Origin of the sequence: Companilactobacillus metriopterae (assembly GCF_004117915.1) — a bacterium.
GTDB lineage: Bacteria > Bacillota > Bacilli > Lactobacillales > Lactobacillaceae > Companilactobacillus > Companilactobacillus metriopterae.
This window is the reverse complement of record NZ_RSTD01000001.1, coordinates 915,823-931,019: the sequence shown is the minus strand read 5'-3', so window position 1 is coordinate 931,019 and position 15,197 is coordinate 915,823. Positions and strand designations below refer to the sequence as shown.

20 protein-coding genes are annotated in these 15,197 nt (G+C 33.0%); all 20 read left to right on the top strand.

Annotated elements, in window-relative coordinates:
* The first annotated feature begins 6 nt into the window (after positions 1 to 6).
* The 20 genes from EKN01_RS04850 to EKN01_RS04755 all read left to right on the top strand — a co-directional run bounded on the left by EKN01_RS04850 (position 7) and on the right by EKN01_RS04755 (position 15,194).
* Positions 7 to 741 (top strand): propanediol/glycerol family dehydratase medium subunit, encoded by a 735-nt coding sequence (locus EKN01_RS04850; protein WP_129045206.1) that lies wholly within the window; start codon positions 7 to 9, stop codon positions 739 to 741.
* Positions 742 to 765: 24 nt separating this feature from the next.
* A complete protein-coding gene (locus tag EKN01_RS04845) occupies positions 766 to 1,290 on the top strand; it encodes a diol dehydratase small subunit (protein WP_099975035.1) in 525 nt (174 codons plus the stop codon).
* Between the two features lie 3 nt (positions 1,291 to 1,293).
* Complete coding sequence (locus tag EKN01_RS04840) at positions 1,294 to 3,135, top strand: diol dehydratase reactivase subunit alpha (RefSeq protein WP_099975034.1); 1,842 nt, start codon at positions 1,294 to 1,296, stop codon at positions 3,133 to 3,135.
* The gene (locus EKN01_RS04835) at positions 3,125 to 3,487 is read left to right on the top strand and encodes a glycerol dehydratase reactivase beta/small subunit family protein (protein WP_129045205.1); all 363 of its coding nucleotides are present in this window, start codon (positions 3,125 to 3,127) and stop codon (positions 3,485 to 3,487) included. Before EKN01_RS04840 ends, EKN01_RS04835 begins: the two co-directional genes overlap by 11 nt.
* Before the next feature lie 3 nt (positions 3,488 to 3,490).
* Positions 3,491 to 3,829, top strand: a complete 339-nt coding sequence (locus EKN01_RS04830; RefSeq protein ID WP_129045204.1) for a BMC domain-containing protein — start codon at positions 3,491 to 3,493, stop codon at positions 3,827 to 3,829.
* 15 nt (positions 3,830 to 3,844) lie between these two features.
* On the top strand, positions 3,845 to 4,126 hold the full coding sequence (locus tag EKN01_RS04825) for a BMC domain-containing protein (RefSeq protein WP_277750446.1): 282 nt from the start codon (positions 3,845 to 3,847) through the stop codon (positions 4,124 to 4,126).
* A 21-nt stretch (positions 4,127 to 4,147) separates the two neighbouring features.
* Entirely contained in the window at positions 4,148 to 4,789 is a 642-nt protein-coding gene (gene pduL, locus EKN01_RS04820) for a phosphate propanoyltransferase (protein WP_099975030.1), read from the top strand.
* Between the two features lie 23 nt (positions 4,790 to 4,812).
* Complete coding sequence (gene pduM / locus EKN01_RS04815) at positions 4,813 to 5,298, top strand: PduM family microcompartment protein (RefSeq protein ID WP_129045203.1); 486 nt, start codon at positions 4,813 to 4,815, stop codon at positions 5,296 to 5,298.
* Position 5,299: 1 nt separating this feature from the next.
* Positions 5,300 to 5,575: a EutN/CcmL family microcompartment protein gene (locus tag EKN01_RS04810; RefSeq protein ID WP_099975028.1), complete on the top strand. Its 276-nt coding sequence runs from the start codon at positions 5,300 to 5,302 to the stop codon at positions 5,573 to 5,575.
* 11 nt (positions 5,576 to 5,586) lie between these two features.
* Entirely contained in the window at positions 5,587 to 6,156 is a 570-nt protein-coding gene (locus tag EKN01_RS04805; RefSeq protein WP_129045263.1) for a cob(I)yrinic acid a,c-diamide adenosyltransferase, read from the top strand.
* Between the two features lie 3 nt (positions 6,157 to 6,159).
* Entirely contained in the window at positions 6,160 to 6,639 is a 480-nt protein-coding gene (locus EKN01_RS04800) for a GlcG/HbpS family heme-binding protein (protein WP_099975026.1), read from the top strand.
* A complete protein-coding gene (locus EKN01_RS04795; RefSeq protein WP_129045202.1) occupies positions 6,632 to 8,050 on the top strand; it encodes an aldehyde dehydrogenase family protein in 1,419 nt (472 codons plus the stop codon). The genes EKN01_RS04800 and EKN01_RS04795 overlap by 8 nt, the downstream gene beginning before the upstream one ends.
* A 15-nt stretch (positions 8,051 to 8,065) precedes the next feature.
* Positions 8,066 to 9,187 (top strand): iron-containing alcohol dehydrogenase, encoded by a 1,122-nt coding sequence (locus EKN01_RS04790; RefSeq protein WP_129045201.1) that lies wholly within the window; start codon positions 8,066 to 8,068, stop codon positions 9,185 to 9,187.
* A 24-nt stretch (positions 9,188 to 9,211) separates the two neighbouring features.
* Positions 9,212 to 10,387: an acetate/propionate family kinase gene (locus tag EKN01_RS04785; protein WP_129045200.1), complete on the top strand. Its 1,176-nt coding sequence runs from the start codon at positions 9,212 to 9,214 to the stop codon at positions 10,385 to 10,387.
* 11 nt (positions 10,388 to 10,398) lie between these two features.
* Positions 10,399 to 10,743 carry a BMC domain-containing protein gene (locus tag EKN01_RS04780; RefSeq protein ID WP_099975022.1) on the top strand — a complete coding sequence of 115 codons (345 nt, stop codon included), beginning with the start codon at positions 10,399 to 10,401 and terminating at the stop codon, positions 10,741 to 10,743.
* Between the two features lie 255 nt (positions 10,744 to 10,998).
* Positions 10,999 to 11,727 carry a hypothetical protein gene (locus EKN01_RS04775; protein WP_129045199.1) on the top strand — a complete coding sequence of 243 codons (729 nt, stop codon included), beginning with the start codon at positions 10,999 to 11,001 and terminating at the stop codon, positions 11,725 to 11,727.
* A complete protein-coding gene (locus EKN01_RS04770) occupies positions 11,661 to 13,286 on the top strand; it encodes an ABC transporter ATP-binding protein (protein ID WP_129045198.1) in 1,626 nt (541 codons plus the stop codon). The genes EKN01_RS04775 and EKN01_RS04770 overlap by 67 nt, the downstream gene beginning before the upstream one ends.
* On the top strand, positions 13,276 to 13,950 hold the full coding sequence (locus EKN01_RS04765) for an ECF transporter S component (RefSeq protein WP_099975019.1): 675 nt from the start codon (positions 13,276 to 13,278) through the stop codon (positions 13,948 to 13,950). Before EKN01_RS04770 ends, EKN01_RS04765 begins: the two co-directional genes overlap by 11 nt.
* A gap of 9 nt (positions 13,951 to 13,959) precedes the next feature.
* On the top strand, positions 13,960 to 14,415 hold the full coding sequence (locus EKN01_RS04760; protein WP_129045197.1) for a EutP/PduV family microcompartment system protein: 456 nt from the start codon (positions 13,960 to 13,962) through the stop codon (positions 14,413 to 14,415).
* The gene (locus EKN01_RS04755; protein WP_129045196.1) at positions 14,412 to 15,194 is read left to right on the top strand and encodes an inositol monophosphatase family protein; all 783 of its coding nucleotides are present in this window, start codon (positions 14,412 to 14,414) and stop codon (positions 15,192 to 15,194) included. The genes EKN01_RS04760 and EKN01_RS04755 overlap by 4 nt, the downstream gene beginning before the upstream one ends.
* The last annotated feature ends 3 nt before the right edge of the window (positions 15,195 to 15,197 follow it).

Genomic DNA, 15,197 nt, shown 5'->3' with positions numbered 1-15,197 from the left:
GTAAAAATGGCAAATGAAGTTAATGAAGATTTATTGAGAAAAATAATTCGTCAAGTAATTGATGAACAACGAAGTAATGAAAAAGTCGTTGATTTTGGCACTTCTAATACTGATTCACCAGCGGTCGCTGATAAACCTAAAGAAGTTCAACCAGAATCTAATACGACTGCGCCAGGAATGGATGCACCTTTAAAATTAGATTGGTTTAAACATGTTGGACCTGCTAAAAAAGGAACCTCTTCTGATGAAGTTGTGATTGCCGTTTTACCAGGATTTGCAGAACATATGACTGAAAATTTAAAAGGTGTTCCTCATAAAGAAATTTTGAGACAAACTATTGCTGGTATTGAAGAACAGGGATTGAAAGCACGTGTGATTAAAGTATATCGTACTGCAGATGTTTCATTTGCAGGTGCGGAAGGTGATGAATACTCCGGATCTGGAGTAGCCATATCAATTCAATCTAAGGGAACGACAATTATTCATCAAAAAGATCTAGAACCATTGTCTAACCTGGAACTATTTCCACAAGCTCCTGTTATTGATCTGGATACTTACCGTGCTATTGGAAAGAATGCAGCAAGTTATGCAAAAGGTGAATCACCATCACCTGTTCCTACAGTTAATGACCAAATGTCTCGTGTTCAATATCAAGCTAAATCAGCTTTGATGCATATTAAAGAAACTAAGTATGTTGTACCGGGAAAAGGTCCTGATGAAATAGAAATCAATTTTGATTAATGAAATGAAAGGTCGGTAATTGGTATGACAGAAATTGACGACTTAATTAGTAAAATCGTTAATAACGTTCAAGATGCTAGTTCAAGTGAACCAAAGCCTGAACCAGTTAAACAAGCAACACAAGCACTTAACCGTGAGATGACTAGAGATGATTATCCGCTATTTCAAAAACATCCAGAAATGGTCAATGCACCTACAGGAAAAAATGTTAGTGAAATAACTCTAGAAGCTGCTATTAATGGTCAGGTTAAACCAGAAGATTTACGTATTTCTTCAGATACATTGAAAGCTCAAGGAGAAATTGCTAAGAATTCTGGTCGTGAAGCCATTAAAAGTAATATGGATAGAGCTGCTGAATTAACAAGCATTCCTGATGAAAGATTGCTTGAAATGTATGGTTCATTAAGACCATATAGATCTTCTAAACAAGAATTATTAGATATTGCCGATGAGTTACAAAATAAATATAACGCCGTTATTACTGCAAACTTTGTCCGAGAAGCTGCTTCTGAATATGAAATCAGAAAGAAACTTAAAGGGGACAATTAGTTTTTGGAAAAAGTAATTGGCGTTGATATTGGTAATTCTTCTACAGAAGTAGTTTTAGCTGATGTCGAAGATAATGGTTCTATTAATTTTATAAATTCTAATATTGCTGATACAACCGGAATTAAGGGTACAAAGCAAAATATGCTAGGTATTGAGAATTCAATTAACGGTTTGTTGGAAAAAAGCAATATCACAATTGATAAAGTCGATCTTATTAGGATAAATGAAGCAACTCCGGTTATTGGAGATGTTGCCATGGAAACCATTACTGAGACTATCATTACTGAGTCTACAATGATTGGTCATAATCCTAAGACACCAGGTGGTGTCGGTGTAGGAATTGGATATACAGTCGATATTCGTGATCTTTATAATCAACAGGATCGAGATCGACAATATATTGTAATTATCAATAAAGATATTGATTTTGATGATGCGGCAAAGCTAATCAACACTTATGTTGACAATGGTTTTAAGATTTCTGCTGCAATACTTCAATCTGATGACGGTGTCTTAGTTGATAATCGTATAAAGAATCGTATTCCTATAGTTGATGAGGTTGCTTTTATTGAAAAAATTCCGATAGGAATGTTAGCAGCAGTGGAAGTCGCAGAAAAAGGTCAGGTAATATCACAATTATCTAATCCTTACGGTATAGCAACAGTGTTTGATTTAGATTCAGAGGAAACTAAGAATATTGTTCCGGTTTCTAGAGCATTGATTGGAAATAGATCAGCTGTTGTAATTAAAACCCCTAAAGGTGATGTTAAAGAAAGAGTTATTCCAGCGGGTTCAATTGAAATTCAAGGAACTCCAATGCCTAAAAAGGTTGATTTGTCAGCAGGTGCCGATAAAATCATGGAAGCAATTTCTTCTTTTAAGCAAATTGATAATGTTACTGGAGAATCAGGTACTAACATTGGTGGAATGCTAGAACGTGTTAGAGAAACGATGGCAAATTTAACTGATAAGGAAATGAGTGAGATATTCATTCAGGATCTTTTGGCGGTTAATACATCCGTTCCGATTGACGTTAAAGGTGGACTAGCCGGTGAATTTTCAATGGAGCAGGCAGTTGGTATTGCTTCTATGGTTAAATCTGATAGATTGCAAATGTCAATTATTGCAGATGAAATTGAAAAGAAATTCAATGTAAAAGTTGAAATAGGTGGTGCTGAAGCGCAGTCAGCAATATTGGGTGCTCTGACAACACCAGGTACTTCTGCTCCAATGGCAATATTGGATTTAGGTGCAGGTTCAACTGACGCTTCTATCATCAATAAAGAAGGTGAGTCTGTAGCCATTCATTTAGCCGGTGCTGGAGATATGGTCTCAATGATCATTAATTCGGAGCTTGGCTTAGATGACCTATATTTAGCAGAAGATATAAAAAAATATCCACTTGCAAAAGTGGAGAGCTTGTTCTTTATCCGTCATGAAGATGGTAGTGTTCAGTTCTTTGACAAAGCTTTACCGGGTAATTTATTTGCCAATATTGTAGTAGTTAAACCAGATGGATTTTCACCTGTTCCGGGTGATTTAAGTATTGAGAAGATTAAGTCAGTTAGGCAAACTGCTAAAAAACGTGTTTTTGTTCAAAATGCTATTAGATCTTTAAAACATGTTAGTCCTACTGGAAATATTCGTGATATTCCATTTGTTGTAATTGTGGGAGGATCTGCTTTAGATTTCGAAATACCACAGCTGGTTACAGATGAACTTTCACATTATAATTTGGTAGCTGGACGAGGAAATATTCGAGCAATAGAAGGTCCTAGAAACGCGGTTGCTACTGGATTGATCCTTTCATATGCTGAAGATAAGAGGTTAAGTTATGGAAGTTAAAAAACCTAGTATCTATATAGCATCTGGTATTGATAACGAAAATATTAAACAAATTTATTACGGTATTGAAGAAGAAGAAATCCCTTTTACATTTGTTGATGATGAGAAGATAGAAAACTTATCCTCAATGGAAACAATTAAAAAAGCATATCAAGCATCGTTGTCCTCTCAATTAGGAGTGGGTATAGCTTTTGATGATTCTTTTGCTTATTTACATCAAAAGAGTTTGCCAGAAGATGAACCATTGTTCCGAGTGAGAACTACAGATCTTGAAAATCTAAATCATTTAGGTACAAATGCTGCTAGGTTGGTAAAAGGAATTCCATTTAAAGAAATTAAAGAAGGTGATTAAAAGATGAATGATTCACTAGGTTTAGTTGAAGTAGAAGGTTATTCAACTTCAATATATATTGCCGATACAATGGTTAAAACAGCCGATATTTCAATTGATAAGATTGAACGAGCTAAAGGAAATGGTTGGATGACTATTTATATATCTGGTGATGTAGGTGCAGTTAATGCAGCAATTGCCGCTGGACAAGATTTAGCAGAACAAACTGATAAACTTGTTAGCTTTAAAGTTATTGCACGTCCTGCATTTGATCCAAAGAAGTTTGGTGTTAAAGAAACAGCAAAAAAAGTAGAACCAAAAGCACAAAATAATAATCAAAAAAATACAAATAAAACAAAATAATCTTGGAGGATTTTTATTATGAATAACGCATTAGGAATGATCGAAACAAAAGGTTTAGTTGGAGCAATTGAAGCAGCAGATGCAATGGTAAAGGCAGCAAATGTTGAATTAGAAGGATACGAAAAAATTGGTTCAGGACTAGTAACAGTTATTGTTCGTGGAGATGTTGGAGCTGTTAAAGCAGCTGTAGACGCAGGTGCTGCATCAGCTGAAGAAGTTGGAGAAGTTGTATCAAGTTACGTAATTCCTCGTCCACACGCAGATGTTGAAAAATTACTACCAAATAACAACAAATAATTCTGTGGAGGATAATCAGTTATGAACGACGATCAATTACGTTCAATGATTCGTAGAATTATTGAAGAAGAATTAACTAAAAATGATGATGGCGGAATTCCAATTGGAGTTTCTAACCACCATATTCATTTAACTGATGAGGACTTTGCAAAATTATTCCCAAATCAAGAAATGAAAGTATTCAAGCAATTGAAACAACCTTCTGATTTTGCTTCAGAGCAAATGATTACAATTGTAGGTCCAAATGGGAATGAAATTCCTAACGTACGTATACTTGGACCAACAAGATCACATTCTCAAATTGAAATTTCAAGAAGTGAATCATTTGATTTAGGTATTCAAATTCCAATTAGATTATCTGGAGTTTTGGACAATACACCTTCACTAAAAGTGAAATCTGATTATGCTGAAATTGAAATTCAAGGTGTAATTGCTGCAAAACGTCATATTCATATGAATTTAGATGATGCTGCAAGATTTGGTGTTAAATATGGAGATTCTGTGAGTGTAAAAATTACATCTGATGACAGAACAACTATCTACGAAGATGTCATTGCACGTCCAAGAAAAGATTTTGTTCTGGAAATGCACATTGATACAGATGAAGCCAGTGCAGCAGGAGTTACAGACGGAACTAAAGCATACATTGTCAACGAACAATAGTTTAGGAAAGGTGGCCAAACGAGATGAATAGTCATGAATCAATGGTCGAAATGATTATGAACTTGTTAGATGAGCGCTCTCAAAAAACGCTTAAGGTCAAATTTTCTGACGATTGTCCAGATGAAAATGAATTTCTTACTTATCAAAATATTGAAATCCATGAAGTGGATCTATCTTTTATATATTCTCTTAAGGATTGGAACTTTGATGATGATTGGATCAATTGGATTCAAAGAGGAGTAAATTATGATATAAATTTTAGTATTTATTTGGGATTTTCAAATATTGAATTGATTCCTTGGAATTTAATTAATTTATTTCCAGGCAAATTTTTTGGTAAAGAAAAGAAAGCAATTAATACTTTAAATCGTCGTAACATTACTCTTTCTAGTGTTATGAATTTGAATAGTGATTCTTATCTGTATGTAACGACTAAGCAAAAGTTAACGAATCTAGCACTGGAAGAAATAAAAAAACGAAAAATAATATTAATTGAAGGGCCTGAATGATATGTACATGGGTGTAGTAGTAGGAAGTGTAGTATCAACGCAAAAAGCAAAATCTCTAGTTGGTAAAAAATTAATGATTGTCCAACCCATAGATAGTTCTAGAAACAATATTCGTAGTGAAGAGGTATCAGTAGATACTGTTGGAGCAGGTATTGGCGAGACAGTTCTTATGGTTAGAGGAGCAGCAGCAAGAATTTCTGATTCGTCTAACGGTCAAAATAGAAATGAAGCCGCTGATTCTGCAATTGTTGGTATAGTCGATAGATTTGATAAGTAGAGGTTTTAATGATGGCTATTTATACAAAAAAAGGTGACAAAGGTAGTACTTCACTTTTTGATGGAACACGTGTAAAAAAATATTCATTGCGAGTTGAAACATATGGTTCTATCGATGAATGTAATTCACAAGTTAGTGTCGCTCAAAAATTTTGTAAAAGTTCCAAGAACATAGATTTGTTGGATACAATACAAAACAACTTATTTTTAGTTGCTGGCGAATTAGCTAATGAAGATACCGATAGATTCTATAGTAAAAGTAAGCGAGTAGATGGAAATGACACTAAGGTTTTAGAAGAAGTCATTGATGAGTACACCAAAAAGTTACCGGAAGTACATGAATTTATACTTCCAGGTAGAAGTGTCGCCGGAGCTCATCTTCACCTTGCAAGATCTGTTTGCCGAAGAGCAGAACGTCTAGTGGATCAATTGAATGATACTTCAACTGTGAGACCTGACCTAATGAAGTATGTTAATCGTCTATCAGATTTTTTCTATATTCTTGCGCGTGATGAAGACTATATAGACCAGCAAGATGAAATAGTGGAAAAAGTTCTCAAAGAATATAAGGAAAGAAGTTAAATCATGACACCTGAAAATATTTTTGTGAAAATGCAAAGCTCAATAACAAATCAAGATGGTGTGTCTGTTTTTTCTAGAAAAAACTTACAATCAGCTTTAGACCAAGGAGAAATGAAAGCAAATGAATTAGGCGTTGGAGTAACAATGTGTATCACTGATGCATATGCTCAACCAATCCTAACCTATCATATGCCAAATGCAAATATGGTTAGTGCTGTACTTGCTCCTAAAAAAGCTTGGAGTGCTGTTGCTATGAAGATGCCAACTAAAGAAGTTGGACCTCAAATTCAACCTGGTCAACCATTATATGAGATGGAAACAATGTTGGATGGAAAACTTGTATCATTTGCAGGTGGAATTCCAGTTGTTGTAAACAATCAAATTATTGGATCTGTTGGCGTGAGTGGTGGAGCAGTCGAAGAAGATCAAGCTATTTGCGAGTCAATTGTTGAATACATTATGAAAGGAATTAAGTATGGATAATTTAGAAGAAAAAATTCGTGCAATTTTAAGTGAAGAATTACAAAAATCCAATGGTTTAGATACTTCAGTGCAAGGATCTTCATCAGATGGTAACAATGGAATTTTTAATAATGTCGATGATGCAATTGCTGCAGCAAAAGCTGCTTCAGATATCTTCATGGATTGCTCAATTGAAACTAGAGAAAAAGTCATAACTTCAATTAAGGAAGGTTTCAAGCCTTATATTGAATGGATGGCAAAACAAATCAAAGAAGAAACAGGAATGGGTACTGTTGATGCAAAGATAGCAAAATTAAACAATGCTTTGTACAATACTCCCGGTTCTGAACTTCTTCAACCAGAAGCTGAAACTGGTGATGGTGGACTTATTATGTACGAATATGCACCTTATGGTGTTATTGGTGCGGTAGGTCCAAGTACTAATCCATCAGAAACAGTAATTGCAAATGCAATTATGATGTTTGCAGGTGGAAATACTATATTCTTTGGTGCTCATCCTGGTGCTAAGAATATTACTCGCTGGACAATTGAAAAGATGAATGAATTCATCTATCAAGCTACTGGACTAAAGAACTTGATCGTAAGTATTAGTGAACCAAGTATTGAATCTGTTCAGAGAATGATGGAACACCCTGATATAGCTCTATTAGCTGTTACAGGTGGTCCAGCTGTTGTTCATCAAGCAATGACAAGTGGCAAGAAAACAATTGGTGCAGGTGCAGGAAATCCTCCAGCAATTGTTGATGCTACTGCTGATATAGATTTGGCAGCCCATAACTTAGTTGATTCAATTTCATTTGATAATGACATCCTATGTACTGCTGAAAAAGAAATTATTGTTGAACAACCTGTTAAAGCAGAACTAATCCAAAAACTTCAAGCAGAAGGTGCATTTTTACTAAGAAATAAAGCTGATATTGATAAATTAGTAGGAATGACAATTCAACCAAGTGGTGAACCTGACCGTAAATTTATCGGTAAAGATGCCACATTTATCTTAGATCAAGCCAATATTTCATATACTGGCAATCCAAAAATTATTATTTTGGAAGCTGATAAAGAACATCCATTCAATACAACTGAAATGTTGATGCCAATTATTCCGATTGTTGCATGTCCTGATTTTGAAAGTACACTAGCTACTGCCGTATTCTCAGAAAATGGTAATCATCATACTGCTTCAATCCACTCTAGAGATTTGGTACAAATCAACAAAGCTGCACATCGTATGAATACATCAATTTTTGTTGTCAATGGTCCTACATATTCAGGTACAGGTGTTGGTTATACAGGAGCATCAGCTCTAACTATTGCTACACCAACTGGAGAAGGAACAACAACTTCTAAGTCATTTACAAGACGTAGAAGACTAAATTCACCACAAGGATTTTCATTGAGATCTTGGAACTAGAAAGGAAAAATTCAAATGTCAGAGTTTACCTTAAAACCTATCATTGTTTCAGGTAGTGATAGTTTAAATAAATTAGATAATTTTAAAAATCAAAAAATCCTTTTAGTTTGTGATCCATTTTTAGTTGATACTAAAGAATTTAATAAAATCACAAGTCATCTTAATTCAGGAAATACTATCGAGATTTTTTCTGATGTAAAACCTGATCCTCCTTTGGAAAACATAACTAGTGGAGTTAAATTCTTTGTTAATGTCAAACCAACTGTGATGGTTGCAGTCGGTGGTGGATCTGCCATAGATACAGCTAAAGCAATCAGATTCTTTGGTGAAAAAATAACAAATAGTCCTATCGGTTGCTTTGTTGGAATCCCTACAACAAGTGGAACAGGTTCTGAAGTTACCAATGCTGCGGTTATCACTGATGATAAAAATGGAGTCAAATTTCCAATTATTGAAAATTATCTAATTCCTGATATTTCAATTTTGTATCCGGAATTAGTAATGAGTGCCCCTAAATCTGTAACTGCATTTTCAGGATTAGATGTTTTGACACATGATTTTGAAGCTCTAGTTGGTAAAGATAATAATTTATTTACAGATGCTTTAGCAGAAAAATCTATGAGTGTAATATTTGATCATCTTGTAGAAGTGACTAAAGATCCACAAAATATAGAATTACGTAAAATCATTCATGAGGCTTCAGCTGCTGCAGGTGCTTCATTTAGTTATGCTGGATTAGGAATTGCTCATGCAATTGCTCATCAATTGGGTTCAATTTATCATATGCCACATGGTTTAGCATGTGCTATTACATTGCCATATGCTATTGAGTACAATGCACGTGCAGATAAAAATGCACAGAAAAAGTATGCTGATGCAGCTAGACGTTGTGGACTAGTTTCTAAAAATATTGCAGACAATGTAGCTATTAAAAAAATAATTCGTCAGATTCATTTGATGATGACTCAAATGGATTGTCCTAAGTCATTGAAGGAATTTGGAATTACAGCAAAAGATGCAATGCAAGAAGCAGATCGAGTTGTTGAATATGCCAAAAAAGATGGAAACTATAAGTACAATCCAGTAGAACCATCTGATGAAGATTTGCTAAATATCTATAAAAAAATAGTTGGATAAGTATATTTAAGGATGGAGAATTCCATGGTATCAAAAATTTTAGCTATAAATTCAGGTAGCTCTTCATTAAAGTTCAAACTTTATGAGATGCCTGAAGAAACTGCTATAGCAAGTGGTCAGGTAGATCGAATAGGTCATGATGATGCTAGTTTTTATATCAAAACTAGTGATGATAGATTTGAAAAAACACTTAGTGTTTTAGATCATAAAATTGCTGTACAACTTGTTATTGATGGTCTTATTGATAATCATATTGTTAATGATATGTCTGAAATTAAAGGTGTAGGTCATAGAATTTCAAATGGTGGGGAAGAGTATGAACAATCTGTTGTAGTCGATAAAAAAGTCGAAGATACAATAGATCGTTTATCGGCTCTTTCTCCTCTACACAATCCAGTCAATTTATTGGGTATTAAAGCTTTTGAAAATTTGATGCCTGATACTCCTCAGGTAGCAATTTTTGATACTTCTTTTAATACTACAATTCCAAAAGAAAACTCAATGTATGCTATCCCATATGAGTATTATGAAAAATATGGAATAAAGAGATTTGGATTTCATGGTCCCAGTCACCAATACATAAAAGAACAGGTTGAAGACTTGTTTCCACATCAATCATCTAAGATAATTAGTTGTCATTTGGGTAGTGGAGCAAGTATATCTGCGATTCAAAATGGAGAGACAGTTGATAATTCAATGGGTTTTACTCCATTAGCAGGCTTGGTCATGGGTACTAGATCAGGAGATATCGATCCTCAAATTATTCCATTTCTTCAAGAACATGAAAATTTGGATAGCCAGCAGATCAAAGATATTTTGAATCTTAAATCTGGAATATTGGGAATATCAGGAGTTTCTAACGATATTCGTGATGTTGAAAAGGCTGCATCAGAAGGAAATCAACGAGCACAATTAGCTGTAAATATTATGGTTCATCGAATTCAAAGCTACATTGGTTCATATGTTGCTACAATGAATGGCGTTGATACGATAGTTTTCACTGCAGGTGTTGGAGAACACGATTCTTCGATACGATCAAGTGTTATGAAAAACTTTACTTATCTTGGTGCAGAAATAGATGAATCTAGAAATAAAGATAATTCACTGGTTATTAGTAGTGATTCAAGTAAAGTAAATATCTGTGTGATTCCTACTGATGAAGAAATTGTAATTGCTAGAGATGTATTTAGATTAGTATAGGAAATGATAAAATGACTGAAAAATTAAAGAGAGTTATACAAGAGTCTGTTCCAGGAAAACAAATTACCTTGGCTCATGTGATATCAAAACCTGATTCTGAAGTTTTAAAAACGATAGGAATTGATGATGACAATATCTCAATAGGGATAATGACAATCACTCCTCCTGAGGCAGCGGCAATCGCTTCAGATATTGCTACTAAATCGGGTTTGGTTAAGATTGTCTTCATTGATCGATTCAGTGGATCAGTGGTTCTATCTGGAGATATCAGCTCAATTAAAGAATCAATGAAGCAAGGTATGTATTTCTTGAGAGATAATCTAGGCTTTTCTGTATCTAAAATAACTATGTCTTAAAAAAGGTCACGCTATTATGGTGTGACCTCTTTTTAAAGAATGGAATAAACTATGAGAGTGTTGATAGATAATTTTCAAAAAAGTGTCAATAGCATAACAATCTTCTATTATATTTTGTCGATAATATTTGTTTCATTAATCTACAATAATTTATTTCTGACAGTATCTTTATCGATTTCTTTTTTTATATTAAATTTGGCAATAAATCGTCAAATTTTTTTGAAATACTTAAAATTTAGTGTAGTCATTTTTTTAGTGACAGTTGTTTTTAATCTTGTAATTAACCAACAAGGTAATACTCTTTTGTTTGAATTATTTAGAATAAAAATAACTGTTGAATCGCTACTGAATTCAGTAACTTTAGGAATTTCATTTATTAATCTACTGTTTGCATTTTTTGTTTACAATGAGCTAATTCATAATAAGCAAATATATCAAGTCTTGTCGAAAAATTTCAAAAGTATTGCAATTATTTTTATTTTGACTACAAAATTTATTCCAAGAATAGTCAATGTTATTAACAATAGTCGATTTATGTTGAAATTCAATGAACAGAAAAAAGATAGCGAAAGTAAATTCAATATTTTTAAGAAAAATATTGAATTAATTGGGACTGTTTTTGACAAAGTGATTCCCAGTTTTATGAACATGTCTGATACTCTGATTATTAGAGGATATACTTCAAATAATATTAGCAAATCTCAAAAATCAAAAAAGAATTTAGATGATATCATTTTGAGAAGTTTAATCGGTTTTGAAATGTTATTAAGTATTTTTTTTGTAGTAAAAAAGTACGGTAAAGTTGATTTTGGTTCGGCAAATATCAAAATTACATTTAATTCATACATACTAGTTATTTTGATACTCAATATTTTAATTGTTCTAATACCAATTATTATGGGAGGAGTTCACTTATTATGGTGGAAATTGCATCATTCAGAGACTATTCGTTCAGATACCCAAATAACCAGTCTATATCGCTGAAGAATATCAATTTACAAATTAATAGTGGAGATTTTGCCGTAATAATTGGTGAAACTGGTAGCGGTAAGAGTACATTGTTGAGACAATTTATTCCCGAATTGAACCAAGGCGTAATTGAGCAAGGAAATTTTGAGTACAAATCCAAAAGGGATGTAAATAATATTATCTATATTTCTCAGTTTGTAGATAATCAGATGGTTACAGAAACACCTAGAGAAGAGTTAGAATTTGTTCTCGAAAACTATGGATTTGATGATCAGCAGAAAACGAAAAAAATTGCTGAAATCAGTAGTTACTTGGACATTGTTAAAATCCTCGATTATAAAGAATCACAATTGTCAGGTGGACAAAAACAACTAGTTAATTTGGCTGCAGGTCTTATATTAAATCCAGAGACAATTTTATTGGACGAGCCCACGTCACAGTTGGATCCTGTCTCTTCTGAAAAATTTTTGAATATTCTCAAAAAAATAAATATAGACATGCATATAACAATATTGTTCATTGATCATATGCTTGATCGATCAATATATTTAGCCAATCGGTTGATTATTATGAATGATGGTCAAATTATTTTAGATCTATCAACAAACGAGGCCATTAAAGAATTTTCAAAATTGGATAGTTTTCAAAATTATCTAACTCAAAACGATCGTTTTGTAATTGCTAATAATTTAAATAAAGTATCAGAATTTAAATCATTTCCGGTAACAAATTATCAATTGCATCAATTAATGGAAAATTATAATCAAAATTTTCATTACGTTAATAATTTTATTAGCTCAGAGTCAACAAGTGAAAAAATATTGGAAGTTAAAAATCTAACTTTTAGTTATGAATTTAATAACAAAAATATTGTTGATCATCTCAGTTTTTCTTTAGATAAAGGTAAAATATATTCAATACTTGGACCAAATGGTGTTGGCAAATCAACCTTGATAAAGGTTCTGATAAATCAATTGGATAAAGTAACAGGCAGCATCAGATTAAATAATATTAAAATAAAAAATGATTATTCAAATTTCTATAAAAACGTCTTTTACTTACCTCAAAGTGCGTCATTATTATTTAGATTTGATACTGTTAAAAAAGAGCTAGATGATCAGTTAAATAGCTATAGTTCATCAAAGGTTGTGCTTGATGAGTTAATAAAAAGTTTTAGATTTGACGAATTACTGGATAAGAATCCATATGATTTAAGTGGTGGACAACAAGAATTATTGGCGTTAATTTTGGGATTCATAAAAAACCCTGAATTGATGATATTAGATGAACCTACAAACGGGTTGGATCCTAATAGCAAAGTTATACTGTCGGGTTATTTGAAAAATTATATCCAAAACGGTGGAACAGTACTGATGAATACTCACGATTTACAATTTACGGCGCAGTACTGTGATCAAGTATCAATGATGTTTGACGGAAAATTGACAGAATTTCAAACGCCAAAAGATTTCTTTGAGGAAAATTATTTCTATACTACTGAAATTAACAAATCAATAGGTGATTTTTGGCCACGTGCATTACTATGGAAGGATGTAGAAGTAGATGAACATTAGAATAATAATTATGTTTATAGTTGCTTTTGTATCATTGGCAGCTGTTAGTTTTTTTGAAAGGCAAAATTATCTACTAATATCGATATTATTTCTTTCGTTTGTACTAATTCTATATTTTGTGAAATTTGAAAAGAAAGCTGTCTCGACTAGAGAATTAGTTTTTATAGCTATAATTTGTGCATTGGCTGTTGGCGGAAGAATTGCATTTGCGGAACTTCCTTCAGTTAAACCAGAGTTGTTCATTTTGATATTAGGATCTATGGTAGCAGGTTCTGAAACTGGTTTTTTGATGGGGACTATCATAGCGTTAACATCGAACATGTATTTTGGCCAAGGGGCTTGGACTCCGTGGCAAATGTTTTCCATGGGATTGATTGGATTGATATCTGGTTTAATTTCTAATCATAAAATTAACAGATACATGCTTACATTATGGGGCTTCTTAGCAGGTTTCTTAATGGGTTGGATAATGGATGTTTATTATATATTAGGATTTGTGAGTTCTATTAATTTACAAAGTATCGGTCTTGCTTTTGTAGGTAGTTTCTATTTTGATTTAGCGCATGCTTTGTTTACTGCAATATTATTGTTTATATTTGGTAAACCATGGAGTGAAAAGTTTAATTACTACAAGAAGAAATATCAATTGTTTATGAATGAGTAGGATATAAAAATGAAAAAAGCCTTTTTAGTTGGTGCTGTTGGTTGCGGAAAAACAACTTTAAAACAATATATGCAGCAAGAACAAATAAAATATGATAAAACTCAATCAGTAGAATTTTTTGGGAATTTCATTGATACTCCTGGGGAATTCACTGAACATAGACGCTTATATTCAGCTTTAAGTGTTACTGCCAATGAATCAGATGTTATCATTATGATTCAAAGTGCTAGTGATCATCGACCTGTTTTTTCTCCTGGGTTCTCACATTTGTTCACAAAACCGATAATTGGTGTAATCTCTAAAATAGATTTGGCAACTGCAGACGATATTGAATATTCTAAGGATCAATTACGTTTGGCTGGTGCAAGGGATATTTATTTAATTTCCAGTACAGATACTGATTCAAAAGATAATCAGATTAAGCAACTAGCAGCATTTTTAAATGATGATGAGGTGAAAAAATGACAAAATTAGAAATAGATGTTCTGTCTAATATTACTGAATGGACAGTTGAGGCGGCCCAATATGCCAAAAATCATTTAAACCAAATTTCAGATATTGAAGAAAAATCAGGAGAGTACGATTTAGTTACTTCACTAGATAAAAATATTCAAAAAATATTTAATCAACATATTCAAGAAAAATATCCTGATGCCACAATAATTGGTGAAGAAAATTTTGATAAAAACTATTCTGATATTGATAAGGGACTTACATTTTTTGTAGATCCTATTGATGGAACTTTGAATTTAGTCAAAAAACATGACTGTTTTGCAGTTATGGTGGGAGTCCTTTATAATGGCGAATCATTATGCAGTGCAATTATTGATGTTATGAATGATAAGCTTTATTGGGGCGGTATTGCTACAGGCGTTTATTGTAATGATATAAAACTAAATGCAGCTCAAGATAGTCCCTTAAAAAACGGTTTAGTGGGAGTATCATGGCGTCAATTTCTAAAAAATTCTTTCAGTGAAATCAATATTGCCAAACATAGCGCAGGAGCTCGTGTAATGGGTAGCGCTGGACTTGAATTTATCGAAATCATTACAGGTAAACATATTGCCTATATTGCCACATTGATGCCATGGGATATAGTAGCTGGAAAGATTTTGGTAGAGTCTTTAGGTTACAAGATAACAAACGTTAGAGGTAATAAAATAAACCTGAAAAAATCTAACAATATTATTGTTGCCAATGAATTAGCATATAAAGACATCAGAAAGTTGCAGATGCGAGGTTAAGAT